Annotated in this window: 13 protein-coding genes; 5 read left to right on the top strand and 8 right to left on the bottom strand. The window is 59.4% G+C overall.

Annotated elements, in window-relative coordinates:
- Positions 1-303: 303 nt before the first annotated feature.
- Positions 304-1,200: an SDR family oxidoreductase gene (locus ACXHXG_RS09655; RefSeq protein WP_457899147.1), complete on the bottom strand. Its 897-nt coding sequence runs from the start codon at positions 1,198-1,200 to the stop codon at positions 304-306.
- A gap of 98 nt (positions 1,201-1,298) precedes the next feature.
- Between ACXHXG_RS09655 and ACXHXG_RS09660 the strand changes: the two genes are divergently transcribed.
- Positions 1,299-2,126: a helix-turn-helix transcriptional regulator gene (locus ACXHXG_RS09660; protein WP_283046711.1), complete on the top strand. Its 828-nt coding sequence runs from the start codon at positions 1,299-1,301 to the stop codon at positions 2,124-2,126.
- Positions 2,127-2,220: 94 nt separating this feature from the next.
- Here ACXHXG_RS09660 and ACXHXG_RS09665 read toward each other — a convergent pair whose 3' ends face one another.
- Complete coding sequence (locus ACXHXG_RS09665; RefSeq protein WP_457899148.1) at positions 2,221-4,443, bottom strand: TonB-dependent hemoglobin/transferrin/lactoferrin family receptor; 2,223 nt, start codon at positions 4,441-4,443, stop codon at positions 2,221-2,223.
- Between the two features lie 279 nt (positions 4,444-4,722).
- Between ACXHXG_RS09665 and ACXHXG_RS09670 the strand changes: the two genes are divergently transcribed.
- Positions 4,723-5,559 carry an extensin-like domain-containing protein gene (locus ACXHXG_RS09670; RefSeq protein WP_457899149.1) on the top strand — a complete coding sequence of 279 codons (837 nt, stop codon included), beginning with the start codon at positions 4,723-4,725 and terminating at the stop codon, positions 5,557-5,559.
- A 56-nt stretch (positions 5,560-5,615) separates the two neighbouring features.
- On the opposite strand, the gene ACXHXG_RS09675 is transcribed toward ACXHXG_RS09670, so the two are convergent.
- A complete protein-coding gene (locus ACXHXG_RS09675) occupies positions 5,616-7,295 on the bottom strand; it encodes a formate--tetrahydrofolate ligase (protein WP_104823793.1) in 1,680 nt (559 codons plus the stop codon).
- A 176-nt stretch (positions 7,296-7,471) separates the two neighbouring features.
- Here ACXHXG_RS09675 and ACXHXG_RS09680 point away from each other — a divergent pair, with 176 nt between their 5' ends.
- Positions 7,472-7,981 carry a TIGR00645 family protein gene (locus tag ACXHXG_RS09680; RefSeq protein ID WP_104823794.1) on the top strand — a complete coding sequence of 170 codons (510 nt, stop codon included), beginning with the start codon at positions 7,472-7,474 and terminating at the stop codon, positions 7,979-7,981.
- Positions 7,982-7,996: 15 nt separating this feature from the next.
- Here ACXHXG_RS09680 and ACXHXG_RS09685 read toward each other — a convergent pair whose 3' ends face one another.
- Positions 7,997-8,872, bottom strand: a complete 876-nt coding sequence (locus ACXHXG_RS09685) for a COG3904 family protein (RefSeq protein ID WP_457899150.1) — start codon at positions 8,870-8,872, stop codon at positions 7,997-7,999.
- Between the two features lie 431 nt (positions 8,873-9,303).
- On the opposite strand from ACXHXG_RS09685, the gene ACXHXG_RS09690 reads away from it, so the two are divergent.
- On the top strand, positions 9,304-10,035 hold the full coding sequence (locus ACXHXG_RS09690) for a helix-turn-helix transcriptional regulator (RefSeq protein WP_104825163.1): 732 nt from the start codon (positions 9,304-9,306) through the stop codon (positions 10,033-10,035).
- A 37-nt stretch (positions 10,036-10,072) separates the two neighbouring features.
- On the opposite strand, the gene ACXHXG_RS09695 is transcribed toward ACXHXG_RS09690, so the two are convergent.
- The 4 genes from ACXHXG_RS09695 to ACXHXG_RS09710 form a co-directional block, all read right to left on the bottom strand.
- Positions 10,073-11,212, bottom strand: a complete 1,140-nt coding sequence (locus ACXHXG_RS09695; protein ID WP_104823796.1) for a DUF2333 family protein — start codon at positions 11,210-11,212, stop codon at positions 10,073-10,075.
- A 187-nt stretch (positions 11,213-11,399) separates the two neighbouring features.
- The gene (locus ACXHXG_RS09700) at positions 11,400-12,422 is read right to left on the bottom strand and encodes a hypothetical protein (RefSeq protein WP_104823797.1); all 1,023 of its coding nucleotides are present in this window, start codon (positions 12,420-12,422) and stop codon (positions 11,400-11,402) included.
- An 82-nt stretch (positions 12,423-12,504) separates the two neighbouring features.
- On the bottom strand, positions 12,505-12,891 hold the full coding sequence (locus ACXHXG_RS09705; RefSeq protein ID WP_104825164.1) for a c-type cytochrome: 387 nt from the start codon (positions 12,889-12,891) through the stop codon (positions 12,505-12,507).
- Positions 12,892-12,989: 98 nt separating this feature from the next.
- Positions 12,990-13,571: a thymidine kinase gene (locus tag ACXHXG_RS09710; protein ID WP_457899151.1), complete on the bottom strand. Its 582-nt coding sequence runs from the start codon at positions 13,569-13,571 to the stop codon at positions 12,990-12,992.
- 234 nt (positions 13,572-13,805) lie between these two features.
- Between ACXHXG_RS09710 and ACXHXG_RS09715 the strand changes: the two genes are divergently transcribed.
- A complete protein-coding gene (locus ACXHXG_RS09715) occupies positions 13,806-14,762 on the top strand; it encodes a choline ABC transporter substrate-binding protein (protein WP_104823799.1) in 957 nt (318 codons plus the stop codon).
- Positions 14,763-14,889 lie beyond the last annotated feature (127 nt).

Here is a 14,889-nt window from a genome sequence, read left to right on the forward strand (position 1 = left end):
GTAGATGTCGTGATACAGCCGCTTGAACGCAAAAGTTCAGCGTCGCATTACCCAACAGGGGCAGACCAGGAGGAAATGAGTGAGAGACAGCCTCTGATCAGCCCTGCAAACGCATTTGCAGGGCATGAGTCGGACCGAACTGGCGATTACGCCAGACAAACGTCATCATGCGGTCCTCCTCTCTCAATAGGTTGCGCTGCCTTGATAGCATTGAACGCTGTGATAGACAATCGCGCGGCGTTTACGGGCAATCCGATGTTCGGGACGACGAAGCTGAGCATGCGCCCGGCTTCGTCCAATTGCTCAGGCTGCGAAATATTCGTCGCGATCGATGTCCTGAAGGAGGCCGGGCTGCTCCGGCTGCCATCCCAGCAAATCCCGTGTCCTTTGGCTGGAGGCCGGGCAATCGAGCCCGGCAAAATGGGCGAACCAGCCGAAGTGCTCTGCGGCCTCCTCCTGCGTCTTGCTGACGACCGGCAGGTTCAGGCGGCGGCCGATGACGCCGGCGATCTCTCGGAACGGCACGCCCTCTTCGGCGATGCCGTGGTATCGGGCGGCCCCGGACTCCGTCTCGATCGCGAGCCGGTAGAGACGGGCGGCGTCGAGCCGATGCACTGCCGGCCAGAGGTTCTGCCCTTCGCCGATATAGGCGGAAACACCCTTCTCGCGGGCGATGCGGATGAGGATCGGAACGAAACCATGATCGCCGACGCCGTGGACCGAGGGAGGAAGCCGCAATGCCGATGCGCGCACCCCTTTCGCGGCAATCGACAAAACCGCCTGTTCGGAAGCGACGCGAGGAAACGAAGCGGGACCGAATTCCGGAATCTGGTCTTCGGTCGCGAGACGACCCGGCGAAAGCAGCCCGGTCCCGGAGGTAACGATCAGGCGGCGGTCGGAACCCGCCAGCGCCGAGCCGAGTGCCTCGATGACGCGCCTGTCCATCTCGCAATTTTCCGCAATTTTCGAGAAGTCGTGATTGAAACCGGTATGGATCACGCCATCCGAAGCGGCCGCGCCACTACGCAGGCTTTCCAGATCTTCAAGATCGCCTCGATGCACCTCGGCACCTGCGGCGACAAGAGATTTGGCACCGGCCTCAGAGCGGGTGAGACCGAGTACCCGATGGCCGGCATCGATCAATTCAGCAACAACAGCGGACCCTACGAAACCGGTCGCGCCGGTAACAAAAACACGCATGGGAAGTTCTCCAGGTTCAAACTGAGAACACTATCCACGGATCAATTATCAGGGTAAAGTAGTGACCATATACGGGTATAATGACTAATAGGACGAACATGCCGGCCGCAGACCACAACCCGCTTGGAACCTACCTCCGGGATCGCCGCACCAAGCTCGATCCGACCGCTTTTGGCCTTCCGCCGGGACGCAGGCGAACGGCCGGGCTGCGGCGCGAGGAAGTGGCACAGCGCGCCAATATCAGCGCGACATGGTACACATGGCTCGAACAGGGCCGCGGCGGCGCCCCCTCGGCCGATGTACTGGACCGGATCACCCGCGCCCTGATGCTGACGAATGTCGAGCGCGAGCACCTCTTCCTCCTTGCCCTCGGCCGGCCGCCCGAAGTGCGCTATCAGCCGGCAGAAGGTGTGACGCCACGGCTTCAACGCGTGCTGGACTCGCTGGAGCTCAGCCCGGCGCTTGTGAAGAATTCCACCTGGGACATCATCGCCTGGAACCGTGCCGCTTCGGTCGTGCTCGCCAACTATGGCGATATCCCGCCGGAAGAACGCAACATTCTGCGTCTCGTTTTCTCCAGCTCCCGTGTGCGCAACGCCATGCCGGAATGGGAGGCCGATGCCCGCTTCATCGTGGCAGCGTTCCGCACTGAAGTGGCCCGGGCCGGAGCCGCCGAAAACGTCAAAGGCCTGGTCGAGGATCTCAGCCGCCGAAGCCCCGAATTCGAGGCGATGTGGCGCGACAATGACGTGCGCAGCTATGGCGAGGGCACCAAGCATCTGCATCATCCGACCGCCGGTCCGATCGCCCTCGAATATTCAAGTTTTACGGTCGACGGCAGGCCCGATCTCGGCATGGTGGTCTACAATCCCGCTACATCGTCGGATGTAGACAAGGTAAGAGCGCTGCTCGCGGATCAGGCCTGACCAGTCGACCGGCAATACGGACAGCACGAAGGCCAGAAAATAGGAAAAGGGCGATGCCGAAGCACCGCCCTTTCTGCCATCACGATGAGCTCGCTTAGAACTTCTGCGTCAGCGTCAGCTTGAAGGTCCGGCCCGGCTCCGAATAGAATTCGTGCGGTTGGGTCAAGCTGGTCGAGGCGACATTGAGTGCGTCGTAATAGGTCTTGTTGAAGATGTTGTAGACGCCAGCGCGCAGCGTCAGACCCTTCACCTGCTCCGGCTCCCACCATCCCGTCAGGTCGAAGATGCCGTAGCCCGGCGTGCGGAAGCTGTCGCCATCCTTCTTCGGTTCGCTCGTCGCCGTGATGAAGGTCAGGTCGGTTCCCCAGATCTCCGTGGCATAGCCGACGGTGAAAGCAGCCTTGGCCGGAGCGACGGAGTCGAGCCATTCGCCAGTGTCGGAGTCCTTACCATTGGCATAGGCGAGCGCACCCTTGATATGGATGCCGTTGTCGAACTTCTTGTGCGCATTGACCTCGATGCCGAAGATACGGACATTGGCGCGGTTGAAGTACTCGGTGATCCCCAGCGGATAAGTGCCTGTCGGATCGACGGAGTTCTCGCTGTCGATGAAGTTCTTGTATTTGTTGTAGAACCCGCCGATATGGCCGCCGAAATCGTCGTCGCCGAGATTCGCGCCGATTTCGACGCCATTGCTGGTTTCCGGCTTCAGATCGGGATTACCGTAGCTGACATAGCCGCCGGGGACGCCATAGTTCAGGTAGAGTTCGCTAACATTCGGCGCACGGAAACCCATGGCCCATTGCGCATAAAGCTCGACATTGTCTTGCGGCTGGTACGCCGCACGCAGCTTCGGCGAGAAGCGGGTATCGGACTGTCCGGATGGCAGGCTGGTATAGTTGGCGCTGTCGCGATATGCGTCGGTATTCTTTGGCGAATAGTCGTACCAGTCGAAGCGCAGGCCCGGCGTCAAAGAGAAACCACTGGGCCCGATCTCGATCTTGTCGTCGACGAAGGCGCCGACGCGCTTGCCGTCAACATCCGGCATATCAGACTGGTTGGTGTGCAGGAATGCGCAAGTAGCGCGCCAACGGGGAAGATTGCAGCTATCGCCACCGGCCGAATACTGATGCGTCTTGGTGAAGGCGACGTCGAGGCCGAAGGTGACGTTGTGATGCAGGCTGCCGGTGTCGAAAGCCTTCGAGGCATTGCCGTTGAAGCCGATGCTGCGATCCTCGACCTCGTTGCGGCGCCAATAATCGCCAATGACGGAGGTATAGCGATACCCTTCGGCGCCGTTTTCGCGCAGCAAATTCTGCCAGTAGAAAACCGCATTGGCGGTATCGATCAGAGAATCCTTGCTGTCAGCTTCGTATTTGTAGTCGAGCGAAACGCGATTGCGTTCGATATTGTCGGTCTCATCATAGTTGCCGGGGCGGAAGTTGCCGGTCGGGCTCTGCTTGCTGCGCCAATCGGTGTCTGTGTCCTTATTGAAATGCTCCGCCGTGATGCCGAAGGTGCCGACATCGGTGTATTGGCGGATCTTGAAGAGGCCGTTGCGCTGGTTGTAGTCGGCCGGATCGGCTTCGGTGCGCTTGGTGGAATAGCCGCCAACGTCGCCGTTGTTTTCCAGCTCATGTCCGTGCGTATATCCGGCCTCGAAAAGGACAGCGGTATTGTCGATGTGCTTGGCAACGGCGGCTGACCCGCCGAGGCTGCGGTCGTCGCCATTATAGCCGAGTTTGAAGACGCCGCCCCAGGTGGCGTTGGCGCCGATCAGGTCTTCCGGCTCCAGCGTGCGCAGCACGAAAGCGCCGCCAAGGGCACCGGAACCAGCGCGGCTGGAATCGGAGCCCCGTACGATGTCGACCGTCGAAAGCGTGTTGAAGTCGAAACTGTTGACGCCGCCATCCGCATCACGCGCGCCGTCGAGCAGGAACGGGACTTCGATGCCGTCGATCGTCGTCAACACGCGGTCGTCTTCCAGGCCGCGAATATTGATGCTGCCGCTGGTGCGGTCGAAGCCGACGCCGACCTCAGTACTGCGGCCGAGGTCCTCGATACGGGTGATCTGATTGTCGTCGATCTCCTGAGCTGTCGTCTCGGTGGTCGTCGGCGAGTCGGCGAGCACATCTTTCGACGCTTTCCCCTTGACCACGATCGGCTTCAACTCCGTTCCGCGATCGCTCTTCGCCGCCGCTTCGCCCGAGGTCGTATCATTTTGATTTGCCGTCTGCGCATAAGAGGCCGTGCCGAGCCCAAAGGCGAGAAACGCCGTGCATGCCAAGAGAACCGAGCGGGATCGCCGGACAACCATAACCATTCCTTTCGAATTGCTTCACCGGGCTGGCTGGTTGGTGCTTCTGACGCACGCAAGGGGCTGGCTGGGTTCATTTTAGTTAACGAAGCGGAGCAATTTCCGCCTTCTTTCTGCCGCATAAAAAACATGACTATAATTGTCAATATATTCAGCCAGAATAATCATGAATAAAATTATCATGTTTTAAGGCAAGCCAATAAAGTTGCTGAATTGCAACGAAATCGCTGCATCGAGCGTTTCTCCCGGCGTCGCTATTAGAAATGGGTGAAATACTTGATGCTATTCCGGATCATCTCCGTCACCACCGCCGTCGCCATGTTGACGGCCGCCTCCCTCCCCGAGACCGGCCCGATGCCGCAGCCCAAGCCGGATAGCGAACAAACCCAGGCGCCCAGCGACCTGCCGATACCGGCTCAAAAACCGGAGGCCTCCGAGACGGAACCGCCCAGCGATCTTCCGGTGCCGGCACCGAAACCAGAGGCTTCCGAGACCGAACCACCCGCCAGGGAAATGCAGGGGCCGCCAAAGCCACCGCTGACCATCGCAGCGGAATCGGACGAAGAGCATCAGGCCTGTCTTGGAGAATTGAGTGCCATGGGTGCGGTATTCAAGGACATTCCCCGCATCGACGATGGCAACGGCTGCGGCATCGACAAACCGATTGCTCTCTCGGAACCATTGCCAGGCATCAAGATGAAACCGGAAGGCACGCTGCGCTGCGAGGCCGCCCTAGCACTAGCCCACTGGATGAAGGAAAGCGTGATCCCCGCTGCCGCAACCGCGCTGAAGGACAATGGCCGGATTACCGAGATCAACCAGGCCTCGACCTATATCTGCCGCCTGCGCAACAACGCCACCACCGGCAAGATTTCGGAACATGCCCGCGGCAATGCCATCGACATTGCCAGCTTCACTTTCGAAAACGGCAAGACCGTCGGCATCGAGCCTCGCCACGAAGACCCGACGCTGACAGGTGCGTTCCAGCGCAGCGCCAGCGCCTCCGCCTGCCTCTACTTCAGAACCGTTCTGGACCCGGACAGCGATGCCGCGCACGAGACCCATTTCCATCTGGACGTGCTGAAAAGGAACGGCGAGTTCAGATATTGCCACTAAATCTCAGACTTGAGCCGGCCGCGGATTCGCAGACGCAGTTGCACTGGAATCAGAACTTAAAACAATCCCTCGATATACCCCTGATCATTGAGGAAAATCCGTTCTGCTGCCGGTGATTTCGGCAGGCCCGGCATCGTCATGATCTCGCCGGTGATAACGACGACGAAGCCGGCGCCGGCGGAGAGACGCACTTCGCGGACGGGCACAATATGACCTTCCGGCGCGCCGCGGACGTTCGGGTCCGTGGAGAAGGAATATTGCGTCTTCGCCATACAGACGGGCAGATGGCCGTAGCCCTGATCCTCCCAGGAGCGCAGTTGGTCGCGCACGGCCTTGTCGGCGGTCACCTCGCCGGCGTGATAGATCTTCGAGGCGACGATCTCGATCTTTTCAAGCAGGGAGAGATTGTCGGGATAGAGGGGCTGGAATTTCGCCTGGCCGGATTCGGCAAGCTCGACCACCTTATAGGCAAGCTCTTCGATCCCCGCCGATCCCTCGGCCCAGTGGCGGCAGAGGATAGCCTCGGCGCCGAGACGCGCCACATAATTCTTCAGCGCCTCGATCTCCGCATCCGTATCCGAGATGAAGTGATTGATGGCAACAACGACCGGCACGCCGAATTTGCGGACATTGGCGACGTGCCGGCCGAGATTGGCGCAGCCCTTCACCAGGGCTGCGACATTCTCCTGCCCGAGATCGTCCCTCTTGACACCGCCATTCATTTTCAGTGCCCGCACCGTTGCGACGATAACGGCAGCATCCGGAAAAAGGCCGGCCTTGCGGCACTTGATATCGAAGAATTTTTCCGCGCCGAGATCGGCGCCGAAGCCCGCTTCGGTCACGACATAGTCACCGAGCTTCAGCGCCGTGCGCGTGGCGATTACCGAATTGCAGCCATGGGCGATGTTGGCGAAGGGGCCGCCATGCACCAAGGCCGGATTGTTCTCCAGCGTCTGTACCAGGTTCGGCTGCATCGCGTCCTTGAGCAGTACCGACATTGCCCCATCCGCCTTGAGGTCGCGGGCATAGACCGGCGTACGGTCGCGGCGGTAACCGATGATGATGTTGCCGAGCCGCTTTTCCAGATCCGTCAGATCGGAAGCCAGGCAGAGGATCGCCATGACTTCGGAGGCGACGGTGATATCGAAACCGCTCTCGCGCGGGAAACCATTAGCCACGCCACCGAGCGAGGTGACGACATCGCGCAGCGCCCGGTCGTTCATGTCCATGGCGCGGCGCCAGGTGATGCGGCGAACATCGATATTCTGTTCGTTGCCCCAATAGATATGATTGTCGATCAGCGCGGCCAAAAGATTGTGCGCCGCAGTGACGGCGTGGAAATCGCCGGTAAAATGCAGGTTGATGTCTTCCATAGGGATGACCTGCGCATAGCCGCCGCCCGCCGCGCCGCCCTTCACGCCGAAGCAAGGTCCGAGCGAGGCCTCACGCACGCAGACGATCGCCTTCTTGCCGATGCGGTTGAGGCCGTCGCCGAGGCCAACGGTCGTCGTTGTCTTCCCCTCGCCGGCCGGCGTCGGATTGATGGCGGTGACGAGGATCAGCTTGCCGTCCTTGTTGCCCGCCTTCGAGGCAATGAACTTCGCTCCGATCTTCGCCTTGTCATGCCCGTAAGGCGCGAGATCTTCGGCGGGAATGCCGAGCTTGGCGCCGATCTCGACGATCGGCAATTTCTTCGCGGCGCGCGCGATTTCTATATCGGATTTCACCGCTGTCATAACACCCGTTCCCGCCCTGAACATGGAGGCATTCACCCTGCCGGGATAGCCCAATAAATATCGACTGTGAATAGCCGCAGATTGCAGTCCTTTCCGAAACCATGCTGCCTTGCAGCAAAGCACTGACAGACCTATTTTCGCGGACGAGCTGTAAAGCGAATGGAAAAGGATAAGGCATGAAGTCCCTGGAACTACTGGTCGAGCGCATCATTCTCTCCAGCCGTTGGATTCTGGTGGTCTTCTATCTCGGCCTTGCGGCTGCGCTCGCCATCTATGGCGTCTCGTTCGGCTACAAATTCCTGAAGGTCGCCGCCGGCGTCTTTGAGTATGACGAGGCGGATATGATTCTCGCCATTCTCGGCCTGATCGATGCCGCACTGGTGGCCAGCCTCATCGTCATGGTGATGATTTCCGGCTACGAAAATTTCGTCAGCCGCTTCGACGAGGCCGACGACGAAGTCTCTTTCCTCGGCAAGCTCGATTCCGGCAGCCTGAAGATCAAGGTCGCTTCTTCCATCGTCGCCATTTCGTCGATCCACTTGCTGCAGATATTTCTCAATGCCACCCAATATGAGAACGGCAAACTGATGTGGCTGACGATCATGCACCTCGCCTTCGTCGTCTCTGCGCTTCTGCTCGGCTATCTCGAAAAGATCATGGCAAAGGCCAAAGGCAAGGACGCCTGAGGCCTAAAAGCGCGGTTATTCGCCGACGGCTGCCGGGGCACTCGAGGCGGCGGGCGGGGCAGCACACTCCGCAATCGATTGGTTGCTCTTACAGTCCCTTGCGGCAACGAGTTGGTCGGCAGCGGCAAGCTCCGTCGTCAATCGCAGCTTCAGTGCATCCATCTGCGCGATGAGATGGATCGAACTCGGCCGGGTGCCGAGCATCAGGCCGACAAGCGATTTATCAACGCCCATCTCATTCAGAAAACCGACGAGCCTCGCCGTCTGTTTCCGATCGAGCTTGGTCGTATCGTGCTTGCCGACGAATTTGCGCCCCACCTCCCGTGTGGACAGGACCTTTCGCTTGCCATTCACCAATTCATATTCGGTGCGGTATTGGACGCGCACCTCGCTGTAGGTGGTGGTGATCTGATGAACGCCAAGGAGCGCGAAGGGGCTGGAGACACGCTCGGTGCCGCCGGCAAAAAACAGCGGACACGCCGAAAAACAGATGGCACTGAGAGAAAATGTTTCGCCCCTGATGGAGCCATCCTTTGCGCGGGCAGCCGAGCAGATCGGCTCGGCATAGGAGCAATCGCGCGAGCGCGTCCTGCCGACAGCGATCGCAAGTTTCTGCTTACGAATGACGTAGGCCATCTCCATGGCCGCCCGGACATCGCCGCCCGGCGAGCTGACGATGATCGGCAATTTCCTGCCGCCGAGGCGTTTCAGCAGCCTTTGCAATTTCTTCGGCGAATCCGCCATGATCTGCCCTTCGGCGGAGATCCAGTCCGGGCAGTTATTATTGGCGCGGCACCAGGCCATGTCACCATGCACCAGAATGAAGTCCATGGATTGCCCGGCGCCAGCGCCGGCAGCCTCAGCAGGCGTGAAGGAAGGCAACAGAAGCAAAACGGTTGCCAGGAGCCACAAGGCCCTTTGGCAACGCCGAGCGACATGCTGCGGGAACAAACGGAAGATCATAAACTAGAAGCCTGGAAGCGATTGCTATGAAAGACCGATAGCAATCGCTTTTGACCTTCGCAAGGCAAGCCTTGATGGCCGTCCGTCGGCCCTCGCCCATGGCCGATCGGCCGACATTGCCGCCTGTCATTTCCGGACGTGAGCGACGCTCACACCTGTGCAGCAGTGGAGAAGTCAAGGCAGCAAGATTTTTGCTCGAAAATGTCACTTTTCGGAAAAGTAATACAAATCAGAACTTTACCATATTAAGACATATGAAAATGGAATTATTTCTGAATGGTGTCGCAAATTTGTCTCTAGCATTCGCCCGGAAATCCGGTATTTGATACCGATAACACGCTATGGGCGCCTATATCCAAATGTCCTATATCATCACCGCCGAGAGACAATTATTGCTTTCCGCCGAGTTGGCAACGGCCCGCACACAGACGGCTTTTGCACAGGCTTTGGAGCGTGCGAGTTCCGCTTTCGGTTTCAGCCACGTAGCCCTCATGAACGCTCCGGCTTCGGAAGATTCCATGCTGGCGCCGCTTGTCGTCGAAGGCTCGCTGCCGCCGCAGTTTCTGCGTGATTTCGATCGTTACCAGTTGCTCCGCCGCTGCTCCATGTTGATGCGTGCGCGGGACTCTGTCATGCCGCGCCCGTGGCACCTGCTGGAAAAGGGCGCCGTCCAGGACATGGACCTGCCGCGCGAGCTGCGCACACTCTTCACCAACCACAATTGTACGATGGGCATCGTCATTCCCATCAATTCCTCTGACGGACAGCGCCTGGTCTTCTGGTTCATGGGCAATCGCAGCAGTCTTGGGCAGAGCGAGCTCAATGAGCTCACCATGATCATGCTGCAAGGGCTCGACACCTACAATTGCATCAAGCGCAACGACGGTTCCGTGCCGCATATGCTTTCCGCCCGGGAGCTGGAAGTGGTTCGCTGGACGGCGCAGGGCAAAACTTCAGTCGAGATCGGCCAAATTCTTTCCCTCTCCGATCACACGGTCAACGCCTATATGACCAACGCGATCCGGAAGCTCGATTGCGTTAATCGCACGCAGCTGGTCGCCAAGGCCATCCGATTAAAGCTCATTAGCTAGTCGTTTTACCAAATTCCACTAACGACCGCCTTGCCTTTTAACGGCCGCCGAGAACGGTGCGCATCTCCACCAGATTCGAGCGCACACGTAGGATGTAGAATCCCATGGTCGCGAGATGGCTCGGCATGATCCAGCCGTCTTCGCGCCCGTTCGAAATGATCGCCGGCTGGATCCGCAAGGCTGCTTGCAACTGCTTCATGGTGCCGGTCCAGAGCGTACCAAGATTGCGCTCGGCGATGACCTGCTGGAAATCGGCGCCAACGGCGCTCAGGATGCCGTAATAGCCATAGAGCTGACCATAGGCGAACCAGAAACGGTCATCGGCGCGCATGTCAAACCAGCCGTAATTATGGTTCTCCGATCGCTCCGCCAGAATGTCCGAGGTACTGCCGAGATCGTTGGCGACGCGATCGATGAATTGCAGGAGGTTGTCGGCGCGGCTGTCGAACACGGCATTACAGGTGCCGAGATCGTTGTTGAACTTGCGCAGGCTGCCGATTGCCGCGCGATAATAGCTCGGTGTGGGCGTCTTCGGACCAAAGGGGCGCATGCCGAAATACCAGCTCGTTTCGTCGAATTGCAGATTGCCACGCGCGCTCTGCAGATCGCTGTTGATGCCGGATGTGCCGCGCACGCGGCCGAGCGTATCGACCAGTTCTACCGAAGTGCGCCGCACCGCCTGGTTCACGCCGCGCTGAAACGCCGCCTTGTTGTCGAGGAAGGGCGTGTCATCCCAGCTCATGCCGAAGAACCCCAGCTTGTAGAGCAGCATCGAGGAGATCCAGGCATTCTGGTTGACGTTGAAATCGGTGAGGTCAGCGGTAACGTCGACGATCGCGGAGGTCTGGCAGGTCTTCGGCGTATTCGCGACTGCCTGCTGTCCATTCACGGCCGGCAGTTCCTGCCCTGCCCCGACCTTGCGGTCTGAAAACTTGTAGACGTCAGGATAATTGGCATCGAAGCCGCTCCAGGCCTGCGTCTGCCAGATAAAATAGATGTAGAGCGTCCCGATCAGCGCCAGGAAGACGGCAATCGGCAGCTTGATCAGCCAATTGCGCTGCCGGTACCAGCCGTGAGCGGCGAGGAAAGGCCAGAGTATCCAAACGACGAGAAGCCCCAGGCCGCGTGCAATGGCGCGGCCGATCCGCTTGAAGAACGCGGCGATCGAATCAAGCATGAACCTCTCCTTTGCTGCGCCGCGCGTCCCTTGGACAAGCATGGGACGCAGGACACCTTGAGCCTGCACGTGCATGAAAATCGCTCTGGATTTTCATGCATGTGGAGGCATGTCGCTATTCTCGCTCAAGCAGATATGTGTTCCCAAGGGAGACAGCAACCGGCTGTTGTCATTTTTCAATCAATGATCAGGTCTCCGGCTCGGTCTCAGCCGACGACTCGACGACAGCCGCAGGGGCGGCCAGCAGATGCGGCTCCAGCCGCCGCGTAAAGACGTCATCGGCGCGAGCCTTGCGCGCAGCGAGATCATGCCCCGCAAGCACGTTCGCCTCGAAGGCCGCGATCAGAGCGGCAACCCTGGCTGGCCTTTCGGTGGCCGGCAACGGCGGCACAGCTTCCGATATCACCGCGTTCAGCAAGGCAATCCGCTGCTCGATGTCGATGGCAAGCTTGCCCGCCATCGCATTGACGGCGGCGATTTTTACGTTGAGGACATTCGCCAGTTCCTCGTAGATATCGATCAGCCGCTGTAGCGCTGTCCGCCCCGGCTGCAATGCCCGCTCCTGCTCATGAAGAGCATCCTGCTCGGCGACCAACCTGCTATACTCCGCCTCCAATTCCGATCGTGAAGCGACATCGCGAGCGCTGGAAATGCTGCTGCGCCGGTCGAAAATTCTTGGAATAAAAGCATCCGCTTGGCGCTGCACTTCTTCTATCTCGAAATCAATATGCTGCCGCCGCTCGATGATCCGCACGAGATGCGCCTCGCAATCGCGGAAGGACCGAACCAGCGCCGGTCGGGCGGTCTTGAACTGCGTATCGAGCGATGCTGACGCTGCAAGGGCCGCATCGAGATCGGCCGCAATCGACGCCGGCTCGGCACGGCCCTGGCCCATCCGGCGCCCGAGCAGCCCCGACGTATCGATCCCGGCCTTCTCATCGAACAGCCGCCGGTGTTGCAAATCCGCGGCCGCGGTCAATAAATCGAGTTGCTTCACCAGCGACAGCGCCAGGGTTTTCCAGCGATCGAGCAACTCGATCGTCTCGCGTACCAGCGCCTCTTCCACCGGGAAATTGATGGCATCGAAACGTCCATTGCCCTTGGCATTGCGGCCGAGCCCGGCATTGGCCGCATCCATGCCCTTGATCGCGTCCTCAAGCATCGCGCGGGCCTTGTCGATTTCGCCGTCGAAGGAGTGGGCCTTGACCATGAAAGCGTCTCTCAATTGCCGTTGCCAGCGAGACTAACCGCTTATATGCGCAAAGAAAATGCCCCGAGCGTGCAAACCAGCCTCAGTGTGCGACAGCCGGGCTCTTCAAATAGGCGATCAGATTATCCAGATCCTTGTCACTCTTCAAACCGGGGAAAGTCATCTTCGTGCCCTTCACCAGGAATTGCGGACTGGGCAGATATTTTCTGAGCAGCGCCTCGTCCCAGACCTTGCCGTCGGCACCGAACGCCTTCATCGCCGGCGAATAGCTGTAATCGGGGATGGTGGCGACGGGACGACCGACGACGCCCATCAGCGACGGCCCGACATGGTTCTCATGTTCGGTTGCCGTGTGGCAGACGGCGCACTTCTTGAAGACTGCCGCACCGGCAACTGCATCCCCATCGGCAAGCGCGGCCGAAGCGGAAAAAAGAACGGCGGCCACGGCCGTTAGACAGCGCAACTTCATGATTCCTCCACCATCGGATGTCTGGACGTATTCCCGACAGCCGCGACCATAGAGAAATTCGCCGCCGCGTGCCGGATGACGCAATGCCGCGGGGCGCTTCACTCCCCGGCCATCGCCTCCTCCCAGTGACGGCGGCAGAGGGAAACATACTTGTCGCTGCCGCCGATCTCGATCTGCGCGCCCTCATGCACCACCCTGCCCTGTCCGTCGAGGCGCACCAGCATCGTCGCCTTGCGGCCGCAGTGGCAGATCGTCCGCACCTCGCGCATCTCGTCGGCAATCGTCAAAAGTTCCTGCGAGCCCGGAAACAGCTTGCCTTGGAAATCCGTGCGCAGCCCGTAAGCCATGACTGGCACGCCGAGGCGATCGACGATGTGGGCAAGCTGCCAAACCTGCTCGCGCGAAAGGAATTGCGCCTCGTCGACGAAGACGCAGGCAAGCGCTTCCTCGGCGTGCAGATTGTCCGCCATCGCAAAGAGATCGTCCGTTTGATCGAAAGGTGTGGCGGCCATCTCCAGGCCGATGCGTGAGGCGATCTTGCCGCGACCGGCGCGGTCATCCAGGGCGGCGATAAAGGCAACGGTCCGCATGCCGCGTTCTTGATAATTATAGGCCGCCTGCAGCAGCATGGTCGACTTGCCGGCGTTCATCGTTGAATAGTGGAAGTAAAGCTTGGCCATGATATTCTCCTTGAGCGTCTCATGGGTTTTCCATCGCCGGAAGGAAAGACGCCTTTGGCGAAAACCACAGGAATTGCGGGCTTAGGTGGAACAAGATCGCCTCGGCAACACACGGCTGAAAAAAACGTAAGGGAGTCGCAATCAGCCCCCGCAAACCGGCGCAAATACAATGAGGTCGCTTGAAAATGTCAGTTATTGGTGGTTGCTTGGGAACGTTAGACTGGGAGTCACACAATGATAAAAATGACTTTAACCGCATTTGCCTTCGCCTCAGCTCTTTCCGCGCTGACGCTGGGTGCAACCACCGCATCCGCCGCTGAGCCGGCAAGCTGTGGCACCGTACATTTCGCCGATGTGGGCTGGACCGACATCACCTCCACCACGGCGACGGCCTCCGTCCTCCTGAAGGCGCTCGGCTACGACACCGACGTCAAAGTGCTCGCCGTGCCGGTGACCTATCAGTCGTTGAAGAACAAGGACATCGACGTGTTCCTCGGCAACTGGATGCCCTCCATGGCCGAGAACATCAAACCGTTTGCCGCCGACAAGTCGGTCGAAACCGTTCGCCCCAATCTCGAAGGTGCGAAATACACGCTTGCGACGAACGCAAAGGGCGCGGAGCTCGGTATCAAGGATTTCAAGGATATCGCCACGCACAAGGATGATCTCGACGGCAAGATCTACGGCATCGAGCCGGGCAATGACGGCAATCGCCTGGTTATCGACATGGTCGACAAGAACACCTTCGGCCTCAAGGGCTTCGAAGTGGTCGAGTCCTCCGAACAGGGCATGCTTGCCCAGGTTTCGCGGGCCGACAAGGAAGGCAAGCCGATCGTCTTCCTCGGCTGGGCTCCCCACCCGATGAACACGACCTACAAAATGACCTACCTCACGGGCGGTGACGACATCTTCGGACCGAACTTCGGCGGCGCAACCGTCTATACCAACGTCCGCGCAGGCTATCTGCAGGAATGCCCGAATGTCGGCACCTTCGTTAAAAACCTCGTCTTCTCGCTGCCGATGGAAAACGAGATCATGGGCAAGATCCTGAATGACGGCAAGGAGCCGGAGGCGGCTGCCACGGAATGGCTGAAGGCTAATCCGACCGCGGTTACTCCCTGGCTCGCTGGCGTCACCGCCAAGGACGGCAGTGATGGGCAGGCGGCAATCAAGTCCAAGCTCGGCCTTTGACATCCGGGGACAAGGGGCGGCTCAACCGCCCCTTTCTCTTCCGTGAACGAGACTGCTTCCCTCCTATTGCGTCACACATCGGGCAGCGACCCGCATGGCGCCATAGGCCGTTATTCTCCGGCGGCCC

This window comes from Rhizobium sp. LEGMi-198b (assembly GCF_054114205.1).